Source organism: Salipiger sp. ABN3_019 (assembly GCF_056158605.1).
Window position 1 is genome coordinate 1041092 of the sequence record NZ_JBSWTP010000009.1, and the last position, 22603, is coordinate 1063694.

Sequence of the window (22603 nt, forward strand, 5' to 3'; positions counted from 1 at the left end):
AACCTCCCGCGGACTTAGGTAAACTTGAATATGTTACGCACGGGTCTTTGAAATGGATCACCAAAGACTTGAGGCGAGGGGAATTTTTTGTGCGCGCCAAGAAGTGGTCGCCACCGTGCGCGCCGGCATTCGGGCGGTTGCATCGCCTTGGGTCGAAAAATTCGTGAAAAAATTCAGACCGGCGGTGATCCGGGTCGCATCCCGCAGCGTAACCCCTACATGTCTCTTGATGGCCGCCTCATATCGCATGACCTGTCCGATGCCTTCGATGCCGATGGCGTCGTGTCTGTTGCGGTGAGCGGCACGCCCAAAAAGGAGACCCGTGTGACGCCTACCGAGACCTCCGAACAGACGCGCTGGCTGTTGGCTGTGCGCGATCAGCGTGATCGCGAGGCGTTCGGGCGGCTGTTCGATTTCTTCGCGCCCCGGCTCAAAGCGATGTTGATGCGGGGCGGATTGCGGGATGGCAGCGCCGAGGATGTGGTGCAGGACGTAATGCTGTCGGTCTGGAACAAGGCCGCGCAATTCGATCCGCACCGCGCCGAAGCGTCGGCGTGGATTTATCGCATCGCCCGCAATCGCCAGATCGACCTCTACCGCCGCAAACCGCTGCCCGAGCCCGAACTGATGCAGGAGCCCGAGAGCGGCGAGCCCGACGCGCCGCAGATCCTCGCGCTTGAACAGGAATCGCAACAGTTGCGCGACGCGCTGGAGAAGCTCAGTCCCGAGCAAACCGAGGCGCTGCGTCATGCATATATGGAAGAGCTGCCCCACAGCGAGATCAGCCGGATCACCGGCCTGCCGCTGGGGACGATCAAATCACGTATCCGCCTCGGGCTCGACCGCCTGCGGCGTGACCTCACTGACCTGAGACCGCAATGAGCAAGATCACCCATCATATCCCCGAGGAGATGCTTCGCGCCTATGCCGCCGGGACGCTGCCGCAGCCTTTCGCGGTGGTGATCGCGGCGCATATCTCGCTGTGCGATGACTGCCGCAGCATTGTCGAAGCCGAAGCCGCCGTGGGCGGCGCTCTGCTTGACGGGCTCGCGCCCGCCGATGTGTCGAGCGACGCCCGCGCCCGTCTTTTTGCCGCGCTTGACGCGACGCCGACGCCGACACCGCCGCAGCGCGGGTCCGGTATCTTTCCCGCCCCCGTCATGGAGGCGCTTAAAGGGCAGCCGCCGCGTTGGAAGATGCTGGGCGGGGGCATCCGCCAGCAGATCCTCAGCGCCGACGAGGAGGGCTCGCTGCGCCTGCTTTACATCCCGCGCGGCCGCGCCGTTCCCGAGCACGGCCACCACGGGCTGGAACTGACGCTGGTGCTGCAGGGCAGCTTTTCGGACAGCGAGGGCCGTTTTGCCGTTGGCGATGTCGAGGTGGCGCAGGACGATGTGGACCACCAGCCGATGGCCGGGGACGAGGCGCCTTGCATCTGCCTTGCCGCGACCGACGCGCCGCTGCGGTTCCACGCGATGATCCCACGGCTGCTGCAGCCGCTGTTCCGTATCTAGGTAGGGATGAGCATGTCCAACTCCTTCGACGGCAAACGCATCTGGATCATCGGCGCCAGCTCCGGCATCGGCGCGGCGCTGGCGCATGAGCTTGCCGGGCAGGGGGCACAGCTGGTGCTTTCTGCCCGCGACGAGGATGCACTGCGCAAGCTGGCGGAGGAGTGCAGCGGCGCCGAGGCGCTGCCGCTCGACCTTGCCGAGCCCGACACGCTGGACGCTGCCGTGGCGCAACTGGGCCAGAGCCTTGACGCGATGGTCTGCACCGCCGCGCTCTACGATCCGGCGCGGGTCGTCGATCTGGACCGCGAGAAGACCGCCAAGCTGGTGCAGGTCAATGTGACCGGCACGCTGCTGGTGGCGCAGAGCGCGCCGAAAGTGCTCAAAGAGGGCGGGCAACTGGTGCTCTTTGGCTCGGTCGCGGGCTATGTGGGGCTGCCGAAGGGACAGGCCTATTCTGCGACGAAGGCCGCGATCATCAACCTTGCCGAGACGCTGAGGATCGAACTGGCCCCGGCGATTGACGTTCGGCTTGTCTGCCCCGGCTTCGTGCGCACCCGTCTCACCGACAAGAACGATTTCAACATGCCCGCGATGATCGAGCCCGAAGAGGCTGCGCGCGACATCGCAAAGGGCATGGCAGGGCGTGGCTTCGAGATCCATTTCCCGAAGCGGTTTACCTATGTGCTGAAGCTTTTGCGTGTCCTGCCCTATCCGCTGGCGCTGCAACTCACGGAACGCCTCGCGGGCTGAAGCCCTCCCGGTTCTCCCCCCAACGGGAGGGCTTCAGTTTATTTCCCGAAGACCGCCGAGATCACCGCGACGCCGATCCAAGCCGAGACGCCGGTCAGCACGCCACCCCAGAGGCAGTCGGCGATCACCTGCTCCCAGCTCCAGTCGGCAAGCGTGGCGAAATTGGTCATCTCATAGGTGCCGTAGCACATGAGCCCGAGCAGCGCGCCGGTCCAGAGTGCTTGCAGCGGTGCCCCGTCGCGCAGAGCGGGCAGCGAGACGAAGAACAGCACACCGACGACATAGGCAAGATAGAAGCCCGCAGCCGGGCCAAGGCGCAACGGCTCTGCCAGAAGGTGGCCGACGTGACGCTCGAACACCGGGCGGATCAGGTAACGCAGCCCGAGCATGTCGAGCCCGAGGAACACGGCCGCGGTCACGGCGTAGAGGATGAGCGTCTGCATGTGGGGTCCTTTTGCGCTGTATCCCTTTGATACGCGGCGGCACCCGGAACGGATCACCACAAAACGTGGCGGCATCCTGCAAAAGCCGCGCGGGGGCGGTTGACCGGGCCGATCGGTTGCAATATCTCTCCGCCCACTACGCGGGCGTTGTGTAGTGGTAAGACCTTAGCCTTCCAAGCTAATGACGCGGGTTCGATTCCCGCCGCCCGCTCCATCCCCTCCCCCGGAAATTGAATGTATCGGCCCGTCTTTCGGCTGTCGTCGTGTCTTTGCGTCGCGCGCGTCGCTTGACGGGGGGCGCCTGCAGGCCCAATACCGTGCTGCAGACAAAGGAGGGGCCATGGCCCACGGAAACCCGGCTGCCACCGTGCAGGACGATCGTGAGAAATCCCGTAAACTCGGCTCTCTGGCCGCCCTGTGGCCGTTCATGCAGCCCTATCGGGGGCTGATGATCGCCGCGATCCTTGCGCTGATCGCCACCGCCACCGTATCGCTGACGCTGCCGCTGGCCGTGCGCCGCGTGGTCGACAATTTCGGCGTCGAGGATGGCGCGCTGCTGGACCGCTACTTCATGGCGGCGCTCGGGATCGCCGCGCTTTTGGCGATTGGCACCGCGCTGCGTTACGGGCTGGTCACGCGGCTGGGAGAGCGCGTGGTGGCCGATATCCGCAAGGCTGTCTTTGCCCGCGTCATCAGCCTCTCGCCCGCCTTCTACGAAAAGGTCATGACCGGTGAGGTGCTCAGCCGGATTACCACCGACACCACGCTGATCTTGTCGGTGATCGGTTCGTCGGTGTCGATCGCCCTGCGCAACCTGCTGCTCTTTGCGGGCGGGCTGACGCTGATGCTGTTCACTTCGGCCAAGCTCACCGGGATGGTGCTGCTGATCGTGCCGGTGGTGATCGTGCCGATCCTCACGCTCGGCCGCCGCCTGCGCAAACTCAGCCGCGAGAACCAGGACTGGATCGCCGCGTCGTCGGGGAATGCCGCCGAGGCGCTGTCGGCGGTGCAGACGGTGCAGAGCTACACCCACGAAGCCATCAGCCGCGAGGCTTTCGCCGAGGTCACCGAAAAGAGCTTTGACGCCGCCCGCCGCCGTGTCTGGACCCGTTCTTTGATGACCGCGATCGTGATCTTTTTGGTGTTCACCGGGGTCGTCGGCGTGCTCTGGGCCGGGGCCATCGATGTGCGCGCCGGGCAGATGAGCGCCGGGGCACTGGTGCAATTTGTCATCTACTCGGTGATGGTCGCCGGTGCCGTGGCGGCGCTGTCCGAGATTTTCGGCGAGTTGCAGCGCGCCGCCGGCGCGACAGAGCGGTTGGTGGAGCTTCTGCAGGCCGAGGATACGGTGAACGAGCCGGCACAGCCTCTGCCCGTGCCCTCGACCGTGCGCGGAGAGATCACCTTTGACAGCGTCGATTTCACCTATCCGGCGCGTCCCGGCATCAAGGCGCTCGACGGCATCGATCTGGCCATCAAACCGGGTGAGACGGTGGCGCTCGTCGGTCCCTCGGGCGCTGGCAAGACCACCATCGTGCAATTGATCCAGCGGTTCTACGATCCCGATGGCGGGCGTGTGCTGCTCGACGGTGTGCCGGTGGACGCGATGAGCCGCAATGCCTTCCGCCAGCATATCGCGCTGGTGCCGCAAGACCCGGTGATCTTCGCCGCCTCGGCGCGCGACAACATCCGCTTCGGGCGTCCCGATGCCTCGGATGCCGAGGTCGAGGCGGCGGCCCGTGCCGCTGCGGCGCATGATTTCCTAACGGGGCTTCCCGACGGCTATGACACGTGGCTGGGCGAGCGCGGCGTGATGCTTTCCGGTGGGCAGAAGCAGCGCGTGGCCATCGCGCGCGCCATCCTGCGCGACGCGCCGGTGCTGCTGCTCGACGAGGCGACCTCTGCGCTGGATGCCGAAAGCGAGCGGGCCGTGCAGCAGGCGGTGGATACGCTGGCCGATGGGCGCACCACCATCATTGTCGCGCACAGGCTGTCCACGGTGAAGAAGGCCGACCGGATCGTCGTCATGGATCAAGGCCGGATCGTCGCGCAGGGCGCGCATGATGCGCTGGTGGCCGAGGGCGGGCTTTATGCGCGGCTGGCGCGGCTGCAGTTCACCGACGGGGTTGCCGCCGAGTAATCTTGCCGAGGCGTTACTGCGGGCTATGCCACTTGGGGGAGCCGTGCTATGGGCGCAGCCCTTGCGGGAAGGGGAAATTCTTCCCACGCTTGAAACTGGTGTTCCGGCGTTTCGCGCCGGCACCGCGAGGGGAGGAGGGTAATGGTGATGCAATTCGTCACGCCAGCCGATCGCGATGCGATCGAGGCCGAGAAACCGTGGTCCGAGCGGACCCTGCCGGAAACGCTGCACGCCTGCCTCGCGCAGACCGCAGAGCGTTTTGCGGACCGTCCGGCGATGAGTTTCCAGCTGCAGTCCGGTCCCAAAGACCCGGCGACGACCCTCACATGGTCGCAACTGCTGGAGCGGAGCAATCAGGCGGCCAACCTCTTTCGCAGCTTGGACATCCGCGAGACCGATGTCGTCGCCATGGTGCTGCCCAACTGCCCCGAGGCGCTGGTGACATTGCTGGGCGGGGCCACTGCCGGGATCGTCGCGCCAATCAACCCGCTGCTTGAGCCTGAACAGATCGCCGCGATCCTGCGCGAGACCGGGGCGCGGGTTGTCGTCACGCTCAAATCCTTCCCCAAGACCGATATCGCGCAGAAGCTGGCCGAGGCCTGCCGCCATGCGCCGCGGGTGGTCACCGTGCTCGAGGTGGATCTCAACCGCTACCTCACCGCGCCGAAGCGCTGGCTGGTGCCGCTGCTGCGCCCCAAGCTGCTCAACATCCATCACGCCGACATTCGCTGCTTTCACGAGGAGATGCGGCGCCAGTCGACAGAGCTTACCTTCGTTCCGGCCACAGGGGATCGGGTCAGCGCCTATTTCCACACCGGCGGCACCACGGGCATGCCCAAGGTCGCGCAGCACAAGCTGTCGGGGATGCTCTACAACGGTTGGCTCGGCTCGCGCCTGCTGTTCCGCGAGACCGACAACGTGATGTGCCCGCTGCCGCTGTTCCATGTCTTCGCCTCTGAGGTGGTGGTGATGTCGGCGATCGCCTCGGGCGCGCATATGGTGCTGCCGACGCCTGCGGGCTACCGCGGCGAGGGGGTGTTCGACAATTTCTGGAAGCTTTGCGCGCGCTGGAAGATCACCTTCATCATCACCGTGCCCACCGCCGTCTCTGCGCTGATGCAGCGCAAGGTGGACGCGGATATCTCGACCGTCGAATACGCCTTCTCGGGGTCGGCCCCGATGCCGCCGGAACTCTTCAAGCGCTTTGAAAGCGCCGCGGGGGTGACGATCTGCGAAGGCTACGGGCTGACCGAAGCGACCTGTCTTGTCTCGGTGAATCCGCCGAAAGGGGTGAAGAAGGTCGGATCGGTCGGCTTTGCGCTGCCCTACACGAAGGTCAAGATCGTGCAGCAGACCGACGCCGGGCCGCGCGAATGTGGCGTCGACGAAATCGGCGAGATCTGCGTCTCCAACCCCGGTGTCATCCCGGGCGGGACTTACACGGAAACGGAGCGCAACGAGGGCCTCTATCACGACGGCGTTTACCTGCGGACCGGCGATTTGGGGCGGCTCGATGCAGAGGGCTATCTTTGGATCACCGGGCGCGCCAAGGACATCATCATCCGCGGCGGGCACAATATCGACCCCGCCGAGATCGAAGACGCGCTGATGCGCCATCCCGCGGTCGCGGTGGCTGCCGCGATTGGCGAGCCGAATGATCACGCGGGCGAGCTTCCCTGCGCCTATGTGGAACTGGTGGCGGGGGCGGAGGTCACCGAAGAGGACCTTCTGGCCCATGCGCGGGTGCACATCCACGAGCGTGCCGCTTGGCCCAAATATCTGGAAATCCTGCCCGAACTGCCCAAGACCGGGGTCGGCAAGGTGTTCAAGCCCGAGTTGCGAAAGCAGGCGATCACCCGCGTCTATGACGCGGCGCTAGAGCGGGACGGGGTGTCGGCGCGCGTCGCCTATGTCGAGGATGATCGCCGCCGCGGTCTGGTCGCGCGGCTAGAGCGCAATGGGGCAAATGAGGCGGCGGTGACGCAATGCCTTGGCCATTACGCGCGTCCGTGGGATTGGCAGGAGGAAGAGGCGGAGGGCTGAACCAAAGCGCTCCGCCCGGCGTTCAGCAGTCGCTTTTCGCGCAGAAAATCTCGTAGAGCAGCCCGATCACCCGCGCGGTGTCTTCGGTGGCGAGGCTGTAGTAGATCGTCTTGCCTTCGCGGCGCGTGTTCACGAGCCCTTCCTCGCGCAGACGCGCGAGCATCTGGCTCACCGCGGCCTGACGCATTCCGAGCAGAGATTTCGAGTTCGCCCACCGAGCGCTCTCCCGAACCGAGGTGGCACAGGATCATAAGTCGGCCCTCGTGGGCCAGCGTCTTGAGGAAAGCCGCGGCGTTGCGCGCGTTGTCTGCCATTTCCTCGGGCGGGGGGCTGAGCGTGTCTTCGGTCACCTGTCTTAGGCCTCTTTAAGATAACAATGAGAATATAGGGCAACCGCCGCAGAAAACGAGTGTGCGGCGGGCCGGAACCTAGCTTGAGCGGGAAAACCGTCTGGCGGGTTGATTTCTCGTACTGCGAATGCCCAAGTCTCGCAAGCTTTGCGCGGCGATTACTCTCCCAAAGGTGGTGCTTTGCCAGCTGTTTCGGCAAACGCATGTGCCCGCCGCATGGCCGCGCCGCAGGCCAGCAGGAGTTGCGGCAGGCTCAGGCTTTCCAGATGGCGCTGCACTGGTGCAGGTCGTGCGTTTTCCGGGGCTTGCTGACCGAGCGCGGTTGAGAGTGCACCGACATGGATGGCGAGCGCTGCGAGCGGGGCATCGCCCGGGGTGCCCGCCGCAAGCGTCTGCACGAGCCGTGCGCCCCAGTCCGCGAGGTCACGCAGAGGCCGCCGGTCCGCGCCCCAGCCCTGCGCGCCGAGGTTGAGCGCCTCGGCAAGCGCGGGCCGCAGAATTTCCGCGTTCTCACCACTCAAGCTGACGCAGAGCAGGGCGTCCCGCAGCGCCGGGAGTTCCGCCCGTAGGTCCTGCGTGCCATCAAGCCCGTCGAGGCTGGTTTCGAACTGCGCCAGAACCTGCCGCAGACGCAGCGCCAGCGCGCAATCCTGCAGGTCCTCGGGGCGTGCGCCCTGTCCAAGATATTGCGCGTAGTCGGGGGCCTGCATCAGCGAGGCAAAGGCCCCGAGCAGCGGCGGCACCACGCTGCCACAAGCGGCGGTGGCCTGTGCCAGCCCGCCGGGATCGATCTGCAGCTCGAGCGCCGCGCGATGGATTGCCTTGGCGGCGGTCTCGGGGATCAGCCCGGCTTCGCCCTGCACCTTCGCCAGCGTCCCGGCGACGATCATCAGTGCGCGGATCTCGGCGCTGTCGGAGAAGAGTTTCGCAAGCTCTCCGGCTGGAAAGAGGCGGTGCAGATGGGTGCTGTCGAAAGGCGTGGCGGACATGGGTCAGCTCCGGGCGATACGGTCCAGAAGAGCGGCGAGGCCGTCAGGGTCGGACAGGAAGGGCGAATGCGCGCTGCTCATGTCGTAGACGTCCTCTCTTGGCAAGACCGACGCCATGGAACGCTGGTGATCGGGCGGCACCGCGACGTCCTGCGCGCAGACGATGTAGCTGCGCGGCACCTGCTCGACGCGGCCCGTCAGTGTGACGGGCTGTTTCTGGGTGAGGATCGGCTGCGGCGTCAGATGGCGGGCCGCGCGTTTCACCAGGGCCTCGGGGCAGTCGTGGTAGAATTTCTCGCGGATCATCGCGGGGTCGAAGTGGAAGGTCACGCCGCCTTCGTCGCGACGGATCGCCTCGTTCAGCGGCTGGTCCGGCCACGCGCGGCTGAGGCTGGTGACGCTGTCGCCATCTCCGGGCAGGAAGGCGCAGAGATAGACGAGGCGGGCGAAAAGCTCGGGGAGCAGATCGGCGGCCTTCGTGGCGGGAACGCCGGACATGGAATGGGCGACGACAATCGTCGGTTGGCCGATCTCGCGCAGAGTTGCGGCGATCGCGTCCACATAGCTCTGCAGGGTCACCTCTTGGCGCGGAGTGGTGTCTTCGCCGTGGCCGGGAAGGTCGATGGCGCGGGCCTCATGCCCCCGCTCCACCAGCGCCGGGATCACGTCGCGCCAGCACCATGCGCCATGCGACGCGCCGTGGATCAGCAGGAACTGTGCCATCAGATGCGCCCCCCGATGTGGCCTTGGGATTTCAGGAAGTCGCTGAGAACCTTCGCATATTCCGCGGGTTTCTCGACAAAGGGCAGATGCCCGGCGCCGCGGATCAGCGCAAATTGCGAGCCGGGGATGAGGTCGGTCGTCTCGCGCACCAGATCGGCGGGGGTGGAGCCGTCCTCGCTGGCGGCGATGCCGAGCACGGGGAGGCGGAGGCCGGAGGTGGGGGTGATGAAATCGGTGCCCGCGATGGCGGCGGCGCAACCCATATAGCCCTTGGCGGGTGTGCGGGTCAGCATGTTGTGCCACGGGCGGAACGCGGGGCTGGCGCGGAAGCGGCGGGTGAACCAGCGGTCCAGCACGGAATCCGCCACCGCCGTGACGCCGCGCTTTTCCACCTCGGCGATGCGGGCTTGCCAGATCTGGCGGGTGCCGATCTTGGCGGCGGTGTTCGAAAGGACCGCCGCGCGCACGAGATCATGGCGCTTTGCCGCGATCCCCTGTGCGACCATGCCGCCCAGCGAAAGGCCGAGAAAAACCGCGTCTTTGAAACCGGTTAGCTCCATCAGGCGTTCGGCGTCGCGGACCAGAGCGCCCATGGAATAGGGCGGCTTTGGACAGTCCGAGAGGCCATGTCCGCGCATGTCATAACGCAGGATGCGCAGGCCCTCGGGCAGATGCGGCAGCAGCGGATCCCAGAGCCGCAGATCGGTGCCGAGGGCGTTCGCCAGCACCAGCGGCGCGCCGGTCTCGGGGCCGTCGATCCGGTAGTGCAGGCGGATGTCGCCGAGGTCTGCGATCTGCATGTGAAGGCCCTTTCAGATGGTCGCGGCGACCCTATCGAAGGGCATCGCCGGAGGGAAGGGAACCGGCCCGGAGAGGGGGGCACAATGCATGCACATCCCATGCACAATCCATGCATACGCGCGCCATGCATGGGCGAGGGTGCGGCACCAGATTGACTCGGGGGCGCGCGCCCTGCTAGCAGGCGCGCCTCAGCAGCACGCAGCATCACTCAGGACCACTCGGGGGCAGACATGGCACGCAAAAAGGGTCGGGACATTTCCGGTTGGCTGATCGTCGACAAACCGGCCGGCATGACGTCCACCTCGGTGGTCAACAAAGTGCGCTGGGCGCTGGCGGCGAAGAAGGCCGGGCACGCGGGCACGCTCGATCCCGAAGCGACCGGCGTTCTGGCCGTGGCGCTGGGGGAGGCGACGAAAACCGTGCCCTATATCACCGACGCGATGAAGGCCTACCGCTTCACCGTGCGTCTGGGGCAGGCGACCAACACCGATGACGCCGAGGGCGAGATCCTGCGCGAGAGCGCCGAGCGCCCCTCGGATGAGGAGATCAAGGAAGCGCTGCACCAGTTCGTCGGCGACATCCAGCAGGTGCCGCCGCAGTTCTCGGCGGTGAAGGTGGATGGCGAGCGCGCCTATAAGCGTGCCCGTGACGGCGAGGAGATGGAGCTTTCCGCGCGTCCGCTCTGGGTGGAGTTGCTGATCATGCTGTCGCGCCCCGATGCGGATCACGTCGAGCTGGAGATGGTCTGCGGCAAGGGCGGCTACGTGCGCTCGATCGCCCGCGATCTGGGCGAGGCGCTGGGATGCTTCGGCCATGTGCTGTGGCTGCGCCGCGAGTGGTCGGGCCCGTTCGAGGCTAAGGACGGCATTTCGGTCGAAGAGATCGACGCGCTGGCCAAGACGCCCGAACTCGATGCCAAGCTGCTGCCGACCGAGGTAGGGCTGGCTGATCTGCCCGAGCTGCGCTGCACGCCCGAGGGCGCCGCAAAGCTGCGCAACGGCAACCCCGGCATGGTGATCCCCGGCGAGGCCGACTACGGCGACGAAGCCTGGGCCTCTTTCGAGGGCAAGCCGGTCGCGGTCGGCATCTTCAAGGCGGGCGAGCTGCATCCGAGCCGGGTGTTCAACCTGACCTGAGCCCGCTGACCCTCAGCTCAGCATCTTCAGCCAGCGCGTCAGCGCGTTGAGCGATGCGGGCTCGTCTAGAAAGGGCACATGGCCACGGCCGGGGATCTCGGCGGCGATCATGTCGGGGCGGCGGCGCTTCATTTCCGCAAAGGTCTCAGCCGTCAGCAGCGTCGAGCCATCGCCGCGCAGCGCGCAGAGCGGCAGGCCCTTCAGCGCGTCGAACAGCGGCCAGAGGTCGGCCACCGGCTGCGCCCCGGCCTCGAGCACCGCGTCGCGCAGGCGCGGGTCATACTGGATTTGCAGACCTTCCGGCGTCTCGCGGTAGAACTTGCGCACCTCGTCCATCCAGCGCCCCGGCGGCACGTCCTTGAAGGCGGTCATGCCCTGCGCCATCTGCGCCGCGGCCTCGTCGTAGCTTTTCCAGCCGGGGTTTCTGCCGATGTAATCCTTGATCACCGCCAGCCCTTCGCTGCCGATGTCGGGGCCGATGTCGTTGAGCGCGATCCCCAAAAGCCGGTCCTTCACCATGGCGGCCAGCAGCATGGCGATGAGCCCGCCGCGCGAGGTGCCGAGGATCGCCGCCTGCTTCAGCCCGAGGTGATCGAGCAGTTCCACCGCGTCGCGCCCCTCGATGGGGATGGTGTAGCTGGCGTGATCGGTCCAGTCCGACTGCCCCCGGCCACGGTAGTCCATGCGGATCATCCGCACTTTGGCGGGATCGAGATGCGGCGCGAGATAATCGAAGTCGCGCCCGTCGCGGGTCAGCCCGGCGAGGCAGAGCAGCGGCAGGCCGTGGCCCTCGTCGGTGTAATGGATCGATAGACCGTCGGAGGTGGTGAATTCGGGCATCACAGAAGCTCCGGGATTGTGGTGAGGTCGGGCAGGACATGGTGCGGGCGGCCGGGAAGGCAATCCATCGGCTCGCCGGCGCGGTTCACCCATGCGGTCACAAAGCCGTAGGCGGCGGCCCCGGCGGCGTCCCAGCCGTTGGACGAGACAAAGAGCACCTGCGCGGGATCGGTGCCAAAGTGTGTGCCGATAAGGTCGTAGACCGGGCGCGCGGGTTTGAAGATGCCCACCTCCTCGACCGAGAGCACGGCGTCCAGATGCTGGGCGATGCCCGCGCTGGAGACGGCCCCGTCCAGCATGTCGGGGCTGCCGTTGGAGAGGATGGCGCAGCCGAGGCCGCGCGCCTTGAGGCTGGCCAGAAGCTGCGGCACCTCGGGGTAGGCGGGCAGCTGCCAGTAGAGGCCGAGCAGGGTTTCGCGCAGCTCGGGATCCTCGAGCCCATGACGGGCCATCGCCCAGTCGAGCCCATCCTGCGTCACCTGCCAGAAACTACAGTGATCCCCGGTGATCGCGCGCAGCCAGCTGTATTCCAGCTGCTTGCGGCGCCAGTCGGCAGAGAGCGCGGGCCAGAGCGCGGCGAGCCGGTCCTGTCCCGGCGCCTCGGCGGCGGTGCGGGCGGCGCCTGCGACATCGAAGAGCGTGCCATAGGCGTCGAAGACGCAGGTGGTGATCTTTGCCGGTGTCATCTTTGCCTGAGTCATCATTTCCGGTGCCATGGGTGTCGTGCTCCTCCTCGCAATCCGGCGCAGGGTGGCATGGGTGCGGAGCTGTCGAAAGGGCGAATTTTCCGCCGCTTTGGGGCTGCTGCGGGCGGTTTGGACATCCTCTTTGCAATCCCGGGGCAGGATGCTTAGGTTAGAGGGGAGAGCAAACGAGCACCCGCTGCGACAGGCGGCCTCGTCCCATCCACAGAACTTTCCCAAAAGATCGGAGACACCCCATGACGCAGGTCAAGACCGGCGACACCGTTCGTATTCATTACACCGGCACGCTCAACGACGGCACCACCTTTGATTCCAGCGCAGGCCGTGACCCGCTGGAGTTCGAAGTGGGCTCGGGCCAGATCATTCCCGGCCTCGACAAGGCGATGCCCGGCATGACCGTCGGCGAGAAGAAGACCGTCGAGGTCACCTCGGATGAAGCCTACGGCCCGATGCAGCCCGAGGCGCGCCAGACCGTGCCGCGCACCGAGATCCCCGACAACATCCCGCTCGATCTGGGCACCCCGCTGCAGGTGCAGACCCCCACCGGTCAGGTGGTGCAGGTGACCGTGGCGGAAGTGACCGAGACCGAGGTCACGCTCGACGCCAACCACCCGCTGGCGGGCAAGGATCTGACCTTCGCCATCGAGCTGGTCGAGATTGCCTGATCAGGCTTGATCTCTCGGGGCTGCGGCTTCGGTAGAATTGAGAGCGGCGCGGGGTGACCCGCGCCGTTTTCTTTTGCCTGCTGCCCCGTGTTTGCTGTTTGGTGCCGGGGCGGGTGGGCGCCTTCACTCCAGCGTCAGGATCGTCTGACCGGTGGTCTTGCGGGCCTCGAGCGCGCGATGCGCTTCGGCGACGTCCTCCAGCGGGAAGCGCTGGTCGATGCGGATCTTCACCGCGCCCGACGAGACCTTGCCCATCAGCATCGCCGCCATCTCCTGACAGGCGGCGGGGTCGGCGATATGCGCGAAGAGGGTGGGGCGCGTCACTTTCAGCGAGCCCTTCTGCGCGAGGATGCCGAGGTTGAACGCCTCGACCGGGCCCGAGGCATTGCCGAAGGAGATCATCATGCCGAGCGGCTTCAGGCAGTCGAGCGAGCCCATGAAGGTCGAGGCGCCGATGGAATCCATCACCACGTCGACGCCCTTGCCATCGGTCAGCTCGCGGGTGCGGGCGGTGAAATCCTCGGTGCTGTAGTTGATGCAGGCGTCGGCGCCGTGATCGAGTGCCAGCTGGCATTTGGCGTCCGACCCGGCGGTGCCGATCAGGCGGATGCCCTCGGATTTCGCCCATTGGCAGGCGATGAGGCCAACCCCGCCGGCGGCGGCGTGGAAGAGCACCGTGTCGCCCTTCTTGAGCGGGGTGGTGCGGTGGAAGAGATACTGAACCGTCAGCCCCTTCAGCATCATCGCCGCGCCTTCTTCGAAGGAAATCTCGTCGGGCAGCTTGCAGACCTGCGCCGCCGACATCACCCGCGCCTCGGTATAGGCGCCCGGAGGGGCGGCGGCATAGGCGGCGCGGTCACCGGGGGCGAGATGGGTGACGCCTTCGCCCACCGCCTCGATCACGCCCGAGGCTTCCATGCCGAGCGCATGCGGCAGGTCCAGCGGGTAGAGGCCAGAGCGCTGATAGCAGTCGATGAAGTTGAGGCCGCAGGCCTTGTGGCGGATCAGGATCTGGCCGGGGCCGGGCTCGCCGATGGGCCAGTCCGCCAGCTTCAGCGCTTCGGGGCCGCCGTTTTCCTCGATGATGACGGTGCGGGCTGTTGCGGTCATCGGGGTCTCCTCCTTGATGGCTTTGCGGCAGACCCTGCGACGGGGGCGAGGCGGGCGCAAGAGGGGGCTGTTGCGGGTGTCGCAGGCTCGTGATGCGCAGAGGGGCCTTTTCGTGCTAGTCTTGGTCCACACACGCGCGGCCGATCCGTCCGGCCCTCGGCGCGTGCCATGGCCGGACCTGTGATTGGCGCACCGCGCGACGCCAAGGGAGGAGGCTCATGGCACAGACACCTCATACAATCGGAAACCCGCTCAGCTGGGCTGCGCAGCAGCTGTCGGCGGCGGGCTCGCATGTTTCCGCCTCGACGCGGGAGTTGGGCATGGATCATGCCCATACGCCGCGCCGGGTGCGGACCATGGCGATGTCGGACATCTCCAACTCGCTGCGCGCCGGGTGGGAGGACTTCAAGGCCTGCCGCAGCGACGTGCTGTTCATCGTGCTTATCTACCCCGTGATGGGGCTCTTGCTGATGGGCATGGCGTTTCATCAAGCGCTGCTGCCGCTGCTGTTTCCCATGGCGGCGGGCTTTGCGCTGATCGGGCCGATGGCGGCGGTCGGGCTTTATGAAATGAGCCGCAAGCGCGAGATGGGGCTGGAGGCCACGTGGCGCGACGCCTTCTCGGTGCTCAGCTCGCCCGCCTTCGGCGCGATGCTGGTGATGGGGCTCTATCTGATCGCGCTCTTTTGCGCGTGGATGCTGGTGGCGCATTTCATCCATCTGGCGACCATGGGGCCCGCGGTTCACCAAAGCCTCGGGGCCTTCCTGTCGGATGTGTTCAGCACCGCGGGCGGCTGGTGGATGATCGTGCTGGGCTGCGGCGTGGGCTTTGTGTTCGCGCTGGTGGCGCTGGCGGTCTCGGTGGTGTCGTTCCAGTTGCTGTTGCACCGGCACGTGGGCGCGCCGGTGGCGGTGATGACCTCGGTGCATGTGCTGCAGAAGAACCCGCGCGTGGTGCTGTGCTGGGGCGCGGTGGTCGCGGTGCTGCTGGTGCTGGGCTCGCTGCCGCTGCTGCTGGGGCTGATGGTGGTGCTGCCGCTGCTGGGCCACGCCAGCTGGCACTTCTACCGCCGCGCGGTGGCGTGATCGGGGGCCGGGCGAAGCACTGACACGCCCGGAATCAAGGCGAAGCCGCCGGGCGAGCGCCTGCCCGTCCGGGCGGGCTGGCGCTTTTGGGTCGTTGCTAGACGATCTAAGGTAGTCCGGGCTTGGCTGGGACTAAGCGTTGACCTCACTCGTTGCTGCGCCAGCCGTCGCACCGAAGGTGCGCCGATCATAGTGGCACGCCGTGAGGCGTGACGGGCAGGCGCGCGCCCGGCGTATGTAGCGCTTGGATCAGGCGATCTTGCTTCGATCAGGCGACCTTAAGGACGATCTTGCCGATGTGGGTCGAGCCTTCCATGCGGGCGTGGGCATCGCAGGCCTGCGCGAGCGGGAAATCGGAGTCCATCACCGGCGCGACGCGGCCCGCCTCCAAAAGCGGCCAGACATGGGTGCGCAATGCGTCCGCGATGCGCGCCTTGGCCAGATCGCTCTGCGGGCGCAGGGTAGAGCCGGTGATGGTCAACCGCCGCATCATCACCTGCGCGAAGTTCAGCTCGGCCTTGGGCCCTTGCAGGAAGGCGATCTGCACAAGGCGGCCCTCATCAGCCAGCGCCTTGACGCTGCGCGTGATGTAGTCGCCGCCGACCATGTCGAGGATCAGATTGGCACCACCTTCGCTGCGCAGCACCTCGACGAAATCCTCTTCGCGATAGTTGATCGCCCGCTCGGCCCCGAGCTTTTCGCAGGCGGCGCATTTGTCGGCCGAGCCCGCGGTGGCGAAGACCCGCGCGCCGAAGGCGCTGGCAAGCTGGATCGCGGTGGTGCCGATGCCCGAGGAGCCGCCGTGCACAAGGAAGCGCTCGCCCGCCTGCAGCGCGCCGCGCTGGAAGACATTGCTCCAGACCGTAAAGAAGGTCTCGGGCAGGCAGGCCGCCTCGCGCAGCCCCATGCCCGCCGGGACGGGCAGGCAATGCGCGGCGGGCGTGGCGACATATTCAGCGTAGCCGCCGCCGGGCAACAGGGCGCAGACCTCATCACCCACGGCGGGCCAGTTGACGCCGGGGCCGGTGGCCACCACCTCGCCGGAACATTCGAGGCCGGGCAGGTCCGAGGCGCCGGGGGGCGGCGCGTAGCTGCCCGCGCGTTGCAGCGCGTCGGGGCGATTGACCCCGGCATAGGCCACGCGGATCACCACCTGCCCATGGGCAGGGGAGGGGACGGGGCGCTCTGTCAGGCGCAGCACCTCGGGGCCGCCGGGCTGCGAGATCTCCACGGCGCGCATTGTCTCGGTCATGTCTTGTCCTGTCTTGCTGTCGTCCGGCGGGGGAGCGGCGCTTAGCGCGGCGCGGTCCAGCCGCCGGGCAGGCCGTTGCGGATGTTGCGCGGCGGGCGGACCTTGCCGAGCATCTTTTCCGAGCTGGCAAAGACCTTGCCCAGCACCGGGGTGGCGCGGACCTTGGCCTTGGTCTTCTCGAAGCGCATCACATCCTCGATCCGGCGGTCGAGGAATTCCCACGTGGCGTGATTGTCGAGCGAATCATCGCCCAGCCAGTAGAGCACCGTCGAGGAATAGACCGCGCTCAGCGTGGCGCGTTTCGTGTACCAGTTGAAATCGCGGTCGGTGTCGCCCAGTTCCGTCCAGATGCGATCGGAGGTGCCCCAGATCAGCTTGGCACCATCGGCGGCATACATCGGCAGCGCAAAGAGCGTGGTGCCGCGGCGCACCGCCTCGCGGTCGTCCACCGCCTCGATCCGCGTGCGCACGGCGAGCGCGACACGGTCGCGGAAGCGCATCTCGGATTGGTCAATCTCCTTGAGGCGCTGGGACATAGCCTCGTCGCCGCGCCGGTGGAAGGCGATCGCCATGTCCACCGCGCCGCGCGGGTAGAGCCCGCGGGCCACCACCGGGTCCACCCCGGCATCGCTTGCCGCCGCGCGGAAGGTCGTCTCGGACCAGCCGTCGAAGGCGACATGGTTCAGCGCCGCATCAAGCAGGCGCCCGGCAATATCTTCACTCATGGGGCCTCTCCTTTGACTTAATGGGTAGGAGTTTAGACAAGATTGGCAAGCCTTGCTATAGACCGGCTTCCTGCAATTTCCTTGCAACTCAAACTTAGAAAGGTGGTGAAAACCACATGCAGGTTAGTGTTCGCGACAACAACGTCGATCAGGCGCTCCGCGCCCTGAAGAAGAAGCTGCAGCGCGAAGGCGTTTTCCGCGAAATGAAGCTCCGGCAGCATTTCGAGAAACCGTCCGAGAAGAAAGCTCGCGAGAAAGCCGAAGCCATCCGCCGCGCCCGCAAGCTGGCGCGCAAGAAGGCTCAGCGCGAAGGTCTCCTCTAAGGTTCGCCTTTGAGATCTTGCTCGTGAGGTCAGCCAGCTGACCTTCCGACACAGAAGAAATTGACGACCCCCGGGGCCTGGCCTTCGGGGGTTTGTCGTTTCTGGCATGTGGCTTTCGGGGCAGGGGGCTTTGAGGCTCCTTGCGGCGCGCAAAAAGAAACCCCGGGAACGTCCCGGGGTTTTCTTTTGTTCGTGAGATGTGGCGGCGCCTTAGCTCGGCCCGATCATGAAGCAGGTGACCTGCCGGGCCTGCAGACGGCGGCAGGCAAGATCGGCGGTCTCGCGCGAGAGCCCCATGAAGTTGGCGTCAAAGCCGCTGGAGCGGTCGACCACCTTGCGCAGCGAGCCGTCGAGCGTGGCGGTCTCCATCAGCGCGGTTTTCAGCAGAATTTTCTCGGCGGCATAGCGGCTGGGATAGCGGCCCACGTTGATGCCCCAGTGGCGCCCGCCCGAGGTCGACACGCGGGTGACGACCTCCTGCGTGTCGGGCTCTGCGATGGCGGCGGTCTCAAGGCTCACCGGCTCGGAGGCGCTGGCCAAAAGCATCTGCTGCGGGCGGCGCATCGGCTTGATCGAGGCGTCGGGCGCAATGCCGGTGTCGCCCTCTGCGATGGCGATGGCGGCTTCGACGGCAGCGGTTTCGGCGGCGGGCTGGTCGACCTTCGCGACGTCGATCTTTTCGGGGGCGACGGCCACCGGCGGCTCGACCTTGGCGACTTGTACGCTTTCCAGCACGTTGGCGATGTCATCCTCGACCCCGGCCACCAGCGGCGCGACATCGGTGCCGCTTACACCGGGACGCAGCTTGGGACGCAGGCTTTTGGGGACGGCGGCGGCGGCGACGCGGATCGACTTGCCGCGCAGGCCCGAATCATTGGGGTCGGCATCGGCCACCATCATGTCATTGCCGATACGGCCCATATAGGCCGGCTTGGCCGGGCGGCGCAGCGCGACGTTGGTCTTGGCGCGCTTGAAGCCGAGGTTCAGAAGCTCGGCGCTTTTGGCGTTGCGCGCGGCGGTGGAGGTGCCGCCGAAGACCACGGAAATGATCCGCTCGCGTCCGCGCTCGGCGGAGGCGACGAGGTTGAAGCCCGCGGCGCGGGTGTAGCCGGTCTTGATGCCGTCGGCGCCTTGGTAGGCGGCAAGGAAGCGGCGGTTGGTGTTGGCCACTTCGCGCATGCCGGCATCGGTCGTGCGGCGCGAGAAGAGGTTATAATATTCGGGATAATCGTAGAGGATGTGCCGGCCCATGATCGCCATGTCGTGGGCGGTGGAGAGATGGCCCTCGGTGGTCAGGCCATGGGCGTTTTTGTAGGTGGTGCGGGTCATCCCCAGCGCCTTGGCCGTGCGGTTCATCCGGCGGGCGAAGGCGGCTTCCGACCCTTCGATGGCCTCGCCGATGGCGGTGGCGGCGTCATTGGCCGACTTCACGGCGGCGGCGCGGATCAGGTAGCGAAGTTTGATCTTTTGCCCGGAGCGCAGGCCCAGTTTCGAGGGCGGCTCTGCTGCGGCATTGCGCGAGATGGTCACCACGGTGTCGAGGCTGATCTCGCCATGCTCCACCGCCTCGAAGGCGATGTAGAGCGTCATCATCTTGGTCAGCGAGGCGGGGTGTAGCCGGGTTTCGGCGTTCTCCGAAAACAGGATTTCGCCTGATCTCGCATCCATCACCAGCGCTGCGTAGGGTGCAGCCCAAGCGCCCAGCGGGGCCACCAAGGTGAGCCAGATGAGTGTAAAAATATACAGGCCTGCTCGGCCCGGTCGCTTCATGCGCCGTCCCGTCACGATACTCGCCTCTTCTGCCTCTCGCCCCGGTTTTCCGGTGGCCAACTGTTCTAGTTTGGGGAAACGCTAGCACGGGATGCTTAAAAAATAAAGCCTGCAGTGCCTTGATTTTCCGCAATTTTCCTGAATGTGATTTCCCATATATTGCGTTCTATCAGGCAGTTGGCCGCTAGAGAGGCGATTAAGGCAAAATTGTGCAAACTTATTCAGCCAATCGCGTCGACCAATTGTGCCAGCGCGCCCAAATGGGGAATCTCTCGAAATCTTGGGTGGTCGAGGCGGTCATCATGCTCGAGGCTCCACGCCAGGTCCTGCGGCACGAAGACACCCCAGCTGCCCGCGCGGATCGCCGGGTTCACGTCGGATTTGAGCGAATTGCCCACCATCATCGCGGCCTCCGGCCCGCCGGGGCAGGCGGCGAAGATGCGGGCGTAGGTCTGCGGCTGCTTGTCCGAGACGATCTCGACCCGATCGAACATCTCGCCCAAGCCCGATTGCGCCAGCTTGCGCTCCTGATGCAGCAGATCGCCCTTGGTGATCAGCACGAGGTGGTGATCGGGGGCCAGCGCCTCGACCGCGTCCTGCGCGTGCGGCAGCAGCTCGATCGGATGGGCCAGCATGTCCTGACCGTACGCGAGGATTTGCCCGATGACCGTGCCGGGCACGCGGCCCTCGGTCACTTCCACCGCGGTCTCGATCATCGACAGAACGAAGCCCTTCACCCCAAAGCCATAGTGGCCGATGTTGCGCTTCTCGGCCTCCAGCAGCCGGGCGTCGAGGTGGTCTCGCGCCACGTGATCGGCCAGAAGATCGGCGAATTGCTCCTGCGTGAGATTGAAGAAGCGTTCGTTGTGCCAGAGCGTATCGTCGGCATCGAATGCGATTGTTTGCAGTTTCCTGTCCATAATGACGCCTCTTGGGGCCGCGGGTCTTTCCTCCGGGGCTGCTTGGATTTATATAGACCCTTCAAAGCCGGAACCGCAAAGCACACGCAAAGCAAAAGCGTCCTTGAGATGATCCAATCCGTCACGGCCCATAAAACCCGCATGACCGACCCGAACGACCCTCGCGATGGTGAGGGCGGCGCTGATGTCGTGCTCGAAACCAAGCCGAAAACCAAACGCCCGCCGCTCTATAAGGTGCTGCTGCTGAACGACGACTACACGCCGATGGAGTTTGTCGTGCATGTGCTCGAGCGGTTCTTCGGCATGACCCACGCGCAGGCGTTCGAAGTGATGCTGACCGTCCATAAAAAGGGCGTCGCCGTCGTTGGCGTGTTCAGCCACGAGATCGCCGAGACCAAAGTGGGTCAGGTGATGGATTTCGCCCGGCGCCACCAGCATCCGCTGCAATGCACCATGGAAAAGGAGTGATCCGCCCGATCCGGCGGCTCGACCATGTCTGATACCCGATTGAGTTTCGCGCTTGAGGGAGGTCTCGACCTGCCCTCCGAAGGGCGCATCCTGCTGCTCGGCGCGCCCGGCGATTTCGACGCCAGCGCCCTGCCGCGTGAGCGCTGCACGGTTGTGCAGCGGTCTGCCCCCGATTTCGCCGCTTGGGAGCGCCGTGGTTGGGATGTCGCCACCGCCCCCGAGGGAGAGTTCGCTGCCGCCATCGTCTTTCTGCCGCGCGCCCGCGACCGCGCCGAGACGTGGATCGCCGAGGCCTGCGCCGCCGCCAAGGGTGGTCTGGTGGTTGTCGACGGCCAGAAGATCGACGGCATCGACACCGCGCTGAAGGCTGTCCGCAAGCGCACCGAGGTGACCGGTCAGGTCTCCAAGGCGCATGGCAAGAGCTTCTGGTTCGCCGCCACCGACGCGCTCGCCGATTGGGCGCGCGGTCCGGCGCAGCTTGACGGCGGCCAATGGACGGCGCCGGGCGTGTTCTCGGCCGATGGGCCGGACCCGGCGAGCGAGGCGCTGCTGGCCGCGCTGCCGCAGAAACTGGGCACCAATGTCGCCGATCTGGGCGCGGGCTGGGGTGGTCTGGCGAATGGCATCCTCACGCGCGAGAAGAGCGGCACGCTGCATCTGGTCGAGGCCGATCTGGTCGCGCTCGATTGCGCGCGTCGCAATGTCACCGACCCGCGCGCGCAGTTCCACTGGGCCGACGCGCTGAACTGGACGCCGCCCGCGCTGCTGGATGCGGTGGTGATGAACCCGCCGTTCCACACCAACCGGCGCAAGGCCGAGCCCTCGCTGGGGCAGGCGTTCATCGACGCGGCGGCGCGGATGCTGAAACCTTCGGGGCAGCTGTGGCTGGTGGCCAACCGGCATCTGCCCTATGAGACTCGCCTTGCTGAACGCTTCCGCAATTCCGACGAAATCGCTGGGGATGCGCGGTTCAAGATCCTACATGCCTCTCGCCCGGGGCGCTGATCGCGGCTAGCGTGGCGCAAACATCCAAGGGATTCCCATGAGTTTTTCCATCGAAGGCAAGACTGCCATCGTCACCGGTGCCGCCAATGGCGTGGGCCTCGCAATCGCGCGGCACTTCGCGGCGCGCGGCGCCAACGTCATGTTCGCCGACATGGACGAGGGCCGTCTGGCCAAGGAATGCGGCAAGTCCGAAGAAGACAGCACCATGCGGTACTTCGCCGGTGATCTGCGCGAAAAGCTGACGCTGGCCAACCTGCTGTCGGCGACGCTCGACGCCTATGACCGGGTGGATATTCTGGTGAACGGCGCGCGGCAGATCCTGCCCACCAATGTGCTCGACTGCGAGGATGCATCGCTTGAGACCATGCTGGGGCAGAACCTCGTGCCCGCCATGCGCCTGAGCCAGATCGTCGCCAAGCGGATGGTCAAGCAGGCCGAGGGCAACGAGGAAGAGCGCTGCGCCGGGACGATCGTCAATATCTCGTCGATCGCCGCCTGCCGCACCAACCCGCATCTGCTGGGCTATTCGGTGTCGGTCGCCGCGCTCGATCAGCTGACCCGCTCGATGGCGGTCTCGCTGGCCGAACAGCGCATCCGGGTGAATTCGGTGGCCTTCGGCTCGCTGATGTCATCGAGCCTGAAGAACATCCTCAAGGAGCATCCCGGCTACCGCGAGGAGATCGAAAAGCACACGCCCGCAGGCCGCATCGCCGGGCCGGGCGAGGTCTGCGAAGCGGTGCAGTTCCTTGCGTCCGAGGCCTCGGGCTTTATGACCGGCCAGATCATGACGGTCGACGGTGGCCGTACGCTGATCGACCCGGTCGGCGCGCCGATGCACTGAGCTGGG

General features: G+C 66.1%; 23 protein-coding genes, 1 tRNA gene and 1 pseudogene. 13 read left to right on the forward strand and 12 right to left on the reverse strand.

Going from position 1 to position 22603, the window contains the following annotated elements; all coding sequences use genetic code 11:
• The first annotated feature begins 87 nt into the window (after positions 1 to 87).
• Genes ACXAD2_RS13150 through ACXAD2_RS13160 form a run of 3 tightly spaced genes read left to right on the forward strand, consistent with a single transcriptional unit; the run spans position 88 to position 2264 of the window.
• Positions 88 to 882: a sigma-70 family RNA polymerase sigma factor gene (locus ACXAD2_RS13150; RefSeq protein WP_475170696.1), complete on the forward strand. Its 795-nt coding sequence runs from the start codon at positions 88 to 90 to the stop codon at positions 880 to 882.
• Positions 879 to 1514, forward strand: coding sequence for a ChrR family anti-sigma-E factor (locus ACXAD2_RS13155; protein WP_475170699.1), 636 nt, complete (start codon positions 879 to 881; stop codon positions 1512 to 1514). Before ACXAD2_RS13150 ends, ACXAD2_RS13155 begins: the two co-directional genes overlap by 4 nt.
• Positions 1515 to 1526: 12 nt before the next feature.
• Positions 1527 to 2264 carry an SDR family NAD(P)-dependent oxidoreductase gene (locus tag ACXAD2_RS13160; protein WP_475170702.1) on the forward strand — a complete coding sequence of 246 codons (738 nt, stop codon included), beginning with the start codon at positions 1527 to 1529 and terminating at the stop codon, positions 2262 to 2264.
• A gap of 38 nt (positions 2265 to 2302) precedes the next feature.
• On the opposite strand, the gene ACXAD2_RS13165 is transcribed toward ACXAD2_RS13160, so the two are convergent.
• On the reverse strand, positions 2303 to 2707 hold the full coding sequence (locus ACXAD2_RS13165; RefSeq protein WP_066102599.1) for a DUF2177 family protein: 405 nt from the start codon (positions 2705 to 2707) through the stop codon (positions 2303 to 2305).
• A 140-nt stretch (positions 2708 to 2847) separates the two neighbouring features.
• On the opposite strand from ACXAD2_RS13165, the gene ACXAD2_RS13170 reads away from it, so the two are divergent.
• The 3 genes from ACXAD2_RS13170 to ACXAD2_RS13180 all read left to right on the forward strand — a co-directional run bounded on the left by ACXAD2_RS13170 (position 2848) and on the right by ACXAD2_RS13180 (position 6890).
• A tRNA-Gly gene (locus ACXAD2_RS13170) sits at positions 2848 to 2921 on the forward strand.
• 126 nt (positions 2922 to 3047) lie between these two features.
• Positions 3048 to 4847: an ABC transporter transmembrane domain-containing protein gene (locus ACXAD2_RS13175; protein WP_475170706.1), complete on the forward strand. Its 1800-nt coding sequence runs from the start codon at positions 3048 to 3050 to the stop codon at positions 4845 to 4847.
• 147 nt (positions 4848 to 4994) lie between these two features.
• Positions 4995 to 6890 carry an acyl-CoA synthetase gene (locus tag ACXAD2_RS13180; RefSeq protein ID WP_475170710.1) on the forward strand — a complete coding sequence of 632 codons (1896 nt, stop codon included), beginning with the start codon at positions 4995 to 4997 and terminating at the stop codon, positions 6888 to 6890.
• Between the two features lie 22 nt (positions 6891 to 6912).
• On the opposite strand, the pseudogene ACXAD2_RS13185 reads toward ACXAD2_RS13180, so the two are convergent.
• The 4 genes and pseudogenes from ACXAD2_RS13185 to pcaD form a co-directional block, all read right to left on the reverse strand.
• Positions 6913 to 7204 (reverse strand): annotated as a pseudogene (locus ACXAD2_RS13185) (metalloregulator ArsR/SmtB family transcription factor).
• Positions 7205 to 7398: 194 nt separating this feature from the next.
• Positions 7399 to 8229 carry a lyase family protein gene (locus tag ACXAD2_RS13190; protein WP_475170713.1) on the reverse strand — a complete coding sequence of 277 codons (831 nt, stop codon included), beginning with the start codon at positions 8227 to 8229 and terminating at the stop codon, positions 7399 to 7401.
• A gap of 3 nt (positions 8230 to 8232) precedes the next feature.
• On the reverse strand, positions 8233 to 8952 hold the full coding sequence (locus tag ACXAD2_RS13195; RefSeq protein ID WP_475170719.1) for an alpha/beta fold hydrolase: 720 nt from the start codon (positions 8950 to 8952) through the stop codon (positions 8233 to 8235).
• Positions 8952 to 9752 carry a 3-oxoadipate enol-lactonase gene (gene pcaD / locus ACXAD2_RS13200; protein ID WP_475170726.1) on the reverse strand — a complete coding sequence of 267 codons (801 nt, stop codon included), beginning with the start codon at positions 9750 to 9752 and terminating at the stop codon, positions 8952 to 8954. Before pcaD ends, ACXAD2_RS13195 begins: the two co-directional genes overlap by 1 nt.
• A gap of 231 nt (positions 9753 to 9983) precedes the next feature.
• On the opposite strand from pcaD, the gene truB reads away from it, so the two are divergent.
• Positions 9984 to 10889 carry a tRNA pseudouridine(55) synthase TruB gene (gene truB / locus ACXAD2_RS13205; RefSeq protein WP_475170732.1) on the forward strand — a complete coding sequence of 302 codons (906 nt, stop codon included), beginning with the start codon at positions 9984 to 9986 and terminating at the stop codon, positions 10887 to 10889.
• Positions 10890 to 10901: 12 nt separating this feature from the next.
• Here the strand turns inward: truB and ACXAD2_RS13210 are convergent, their stop codons facing one another.
• Together ACXAD2_RS13210 and ACXAD2_RS13215 are read right to left on the reverse strand one after the other, a co-directional pair.
• The gene (locus ACXAD2_RS13210; protein ID WP_475170737.1) at positions 10902 to 11729 is read right to left on the reverse strand and encodes an alpha/beta fold hydrolase; all 828 of its coding nucleotides are present in this window, start codon (positions 11727 to 11729) and stop codon (positions 10902 to 10904) included.
• Positions 11729 to 12445 carry a haloacid dehalogenase type II gene (locus ACXAD2_RS13215; RefSeq protein ID WP_475170742.1) on the reverse strand — a complete coding sequence of 239 codons (717 nt, stop codon included), beginning with the start codon at positions 12443 to 12445 and terminating at the stop codon, positions 11729 to 11731. The genes ACXAD2_RS13210 and ACXAD2_RS13215 overlap by 1 nt, the downstream gene beginning before the upstream one ends.
• Positions 12446 to 12669: 224 nt before the next feature.
• Here ACXAD2_RS13215 and ACXAD2_RS13220 point away from each other — a divergent pair, with 224 nt between their 5' ends.
• Positions 12670 to 13098 (forward strand): FKBP-type peptidyl-prolyl cis-trans isomerase, encoded by a 429-nt coding sequence (locus tag ACXAD2_RS13220; protein WP_066102574.1) that lies wholly within the window; start codon positions 12670 to 12672, stop codon positions 13096 to 13098.
• A 123-nt stretch (positions 13099 to 13221) separates the two neighbouring features.
• Here the strand turns inward: ACXAD2_RS13220 and ACXAD2_RS13225 are convergent, their stop codons facing one another.
• Positions 13222 to 14208, reverse strand: coding sequence for a quinone oxidoreductase family protein (locus ACXAD2_RS13225; protein ID WP_475170747.1), 987 nt, complete (start codon positions 14206 to 14208; stop codon positions 13222 to 13224).
• A 218-nt stretch (positions 14209 to 14426) separates the two neighbouring features.
• Here ACXAD2_RS13225 and ACXAD2_RS13230 point away from each other — a divergent pair, with 218 nt between their 5' ends.
• A complete protein-coding gene (locus ACXAD2_RS13230) occupies positions 14427 to 15293 on the forward strand; it encodes a DUF2189 domain-containing protein (RefSeq protein ID WP_475170753.1) in 867 nt (288 codons plus the stop codon).
• A gap of 268 nt (positions 15294 to 15561) precedes the next feature.
• Here the strand turns inward: ACXAD2_RS13230 and ACXAD2_RS13235 are convergent, their stop codons facing one another.
• Both ACXAD2_RS13235 and ACXAD2_RS13240 read right to left on the reverse strand, forming a co-directional pair.
• Positions 15562 to 16545 carry an NAD(P)H-quinone oxidoreductase gene (locus tag ACXAD2_RS13235; protein WP_475170757.1) on the reverse strand — a complete coding sequence of 328 codons (984 nt, stop codon included), beginning with the start codon at positions 16543 to 16545 and terminating at the stop codon, positions 15562 to 15564.
• Positions 16546 to 16586: 41 nt separating this feature from the next.
• Positions 16587 to 17270: a COQ9 family protein gene (locus tag ACXAD2_RS13240; RefSeq protein ID WP_066102561.1), complete on the reverse strand. Its 684-nt coding sequence runs from the start codon at positions 17268 to 17270 to the stop codon at positions 16587 to 16589.
• Positions 17271 to 17386: 116 nt separating this feature from the next.
• Between ACXAD2_RS13240 and rpsU the strand changes: the two genes are divergently transcribed.
• Complete coding sequence (gene rpsU, locus ACXAD2_RS13245; RefSeq protein WP_007818122.1) at positions 17387 to 17593, forward strand: 30S ribosomal protein S21; 207 nt, start codon at positions 17387 to 17389, stop codon at positions 17591 to 17593.
• Between the two features lie 210 nt (positions 17594 to 17803).
• Here rpsU and ACXAD2_RS13250 read toward each other — a convergent pair whose 3' ends face one another.
• A complete protein-coding gene (locus tag ACXAD2_RS13250) occupies positions 17804 to 19363 on the reverse strand; it encodes a D-alanyl-D-alanine carboxypeptidase family protein (protein WP_475170767.1) in 1560 nt (519 codons plus the stop codon).
• Between the two features lie 221 nt (positions 19364 to 19584).
• Positions 19585 to 20283, reverse strand: coding sequence for an HAD family hydrolase (locus tag ACXAD2_RS13255; RefSeq protein ID WP_475170771.1), 699 nt, complete (start codon positions 20281 to 20283; stop codon positions 19585 to 19587).
• 141 nt (positions 20284 to 20424) lie between these two features.
• Between ACXAD2_RS13255 and clpS the strand changes: the two genes are divergently transcribed.
• Genes clpS through ACXAD2_RS13270 form a run of 3 tightly spaced genes read left to right on the forward strand, consistent with a single transcriptional unit; the run spans position 20425 to position 22597 of the window.
• On the forward strand, positions 20425 to 20751 hold the full coding sequence (clpS, locus tag ACXAD2_RS13260) for an ATP-dependent Clp protease adapter ClpS (protein ID WP_193789514.1): 327 nt from the start codon (positions 20425 to 20427) through the stop codon (positions 20749 to 20751).
• A gap of 24 nt (positions 20752 to 20775) precedes the next feature.
• Positions 20776 to 21756 (forward strand): class I SAM-dependent methyltransferase, encoded by a 981-nt coding sequence (locus ACXAD2_RS13265; RefSeq protein WP_475170777.1) that lies wholly within the window; start codon positions 20776 to 20778, stop codon positions 21754 to 21756.
• Between the two features lie 37 nt (positions 21757 to 21793).
• On the forward strand, positions 21794 to 22597 hold the full coding sequence (locus tag ACXAD2_RS13270; protein WP_475170782.1) for an SDR family NAD(P)-dependent oxidoreductase: 804 nt from the start codon (positions 21794 to 21796) through the stop codon (positions 22595 to 22597).
• The last annotated feature ends 6 nt before the right edge of the window (positions 22598 to 22603 follow it).

Bases quoted from the DNA above. Each gene is read 5' to 3' on its own strand.
- ACXAD2_RS13155 (WP_475170699.1), top strand. From the start codon at position 879: ATGAGCAAGATCACCCATCATATCCCCGAGGAGATGCTTCGCGCCTAT.
- ACXAD2_RS13160 (WP_475170702.1), top strand. From the start codon at position 1,527: ATGTCCAACTCCTTCGACGGCAAACGCATCTGGATCATCGGCGCCAGC.
- ACXAD2_RS13165 (WP_066102599.1), bottom strand. From the start codon at position 2,707: ATGCAGACGCTCATCCTCTACGCCGTGACCGCGGCCGTGTTCCTCGGG.
- ACXAD2_RS13175 (WP_475170706.1), top strand. From the start codon at position 3,048: ATGGCCCACGGAAACCCGGCTGCCACCGTGCAGGACGATCGTGAGAAA.
- ACXAD2_RS13180 (WP_475170710.1), top strand. From the start codon at position 4,995: ATGCAATTCGTCACGCCAGCCGATCGCGATGCGATCGAGGCCGAGAAA.
- ACXAD2_RS13190 (WP_475170713.1), bottom strand. From the start codon at position 8,229: ATGTCCGCCACGCCTTTCGACAGCACCCATCTGCACCGCCTCTTTCCA.
- ACXAD2_RS13195 (WP_475170719.1), bottom strand. From the start codon at position 8,952: ATGGCACAGTTCCTGCTGATCCACGGCGCGTCGCATGGCGCATGGTGC.
- pcaD (WP_475170726.1), bottom strand. From the start codon at position 9,752: ATGCAGATCGCAGACCTCGGCGACATCCGCCTGCACTACCGGATCGAC.
- truB (WP_475170732.1), top strand. From the start codon at position 9,984: ATGGCACGCAAAAAGGGTCGGGACATTTCCGGTTGGCTGATCGTCGAC.
- ACXAD2_RS13210 (WP_475170737.1), bottom strand. From the start codon at position 11,729: ATGCCCGAATTCACCACCTCCGACGGTCTATCGATCCATTACACCGAC.
- ACXAD2_RS13215 (WP_475170742.1), bottom strand. From the start codon at position 12,445: ATGGCACCGGAAATGATGACTCAGGCAAAGATGACACCGGCAAAGATC.
- ACXAD2_RS13220 (WP_066102574.1), top strand. From the start codon at position 12,670: ATGACGCAGGTCAAGACCGGCGACACCGTTCGTATTCATTACACCGGC.
- ACXAD2_RS13225 (WP_475170747.1), bottom strand. From the start codon at position 14,208: ATGACCGCAACAGCCCGCACCGTCATCATCGAGGAAAACGGCGGCCCC.
- ACXAD2_RS13230 (WP_475170753.1), top strand. From the start codon at position 14,427: ATGGCACAGACACCTCATACAATCGGAAACCCGCTCAGCTGGGCTGCG.
- ACXAD2_RS13235 (WP_475170757.1), bottom strand. From the start codon at position 16,545: ATGACCGAGACAATGCGCGCCGTGGAGATCTCGCAGCCCGGCGGCCCC.
- ACXAD2_RS13240 (WP_066102561.1), bottom strand. From the start codon at position 17,270: ATGAGTGAAGATATTGCCGGGCGCCTGCTTGATGCGGCGCTGAACCAT.
- rpsU (WP_007818122.1), top strand. From the start codon at position 17,387: ATGCAGGTTAGTGTTCGCGACAACAACGTCGATCAGGCGCTCCGCGCC.
- ACXAD2_RS13250 (WP_475170767.1), bottom strand. From the start codon at position 19,363: ATGAAGCGACCGGGCCGAGCAGGCCTGTATATTTTTACACTCATCTGG.
- ACXAD2_RS13255 (WP_475170771.1), bottom strand. From the start codon at position 20,283: ATGGACAGGAAACTGCAAACAATCGCATTCGATGCCGACGATACGCTC.
- clpS (WP_193789514.1), top strand. From the start codon at position 20,425: ATGACCGACCCGAACGACCCTCGCGATGGTGAGGGCGGCGCTGATGTC.
- ACXAD2_RS13265 (WP_475170777.1), top strand. From the start codon at position 20,776: ATGTCTGATACCCGATTGAGTTTCGCGCTTGAGGGAGGTCTCGACCTG.
- ACXAD2_RS13270 (WP_475170782.1), top strand. From the start codon at position 21,794: ATGAGTTTTTCCATCGAAGGCAAGACTGCCATCGTCACCGGTGCCGCC.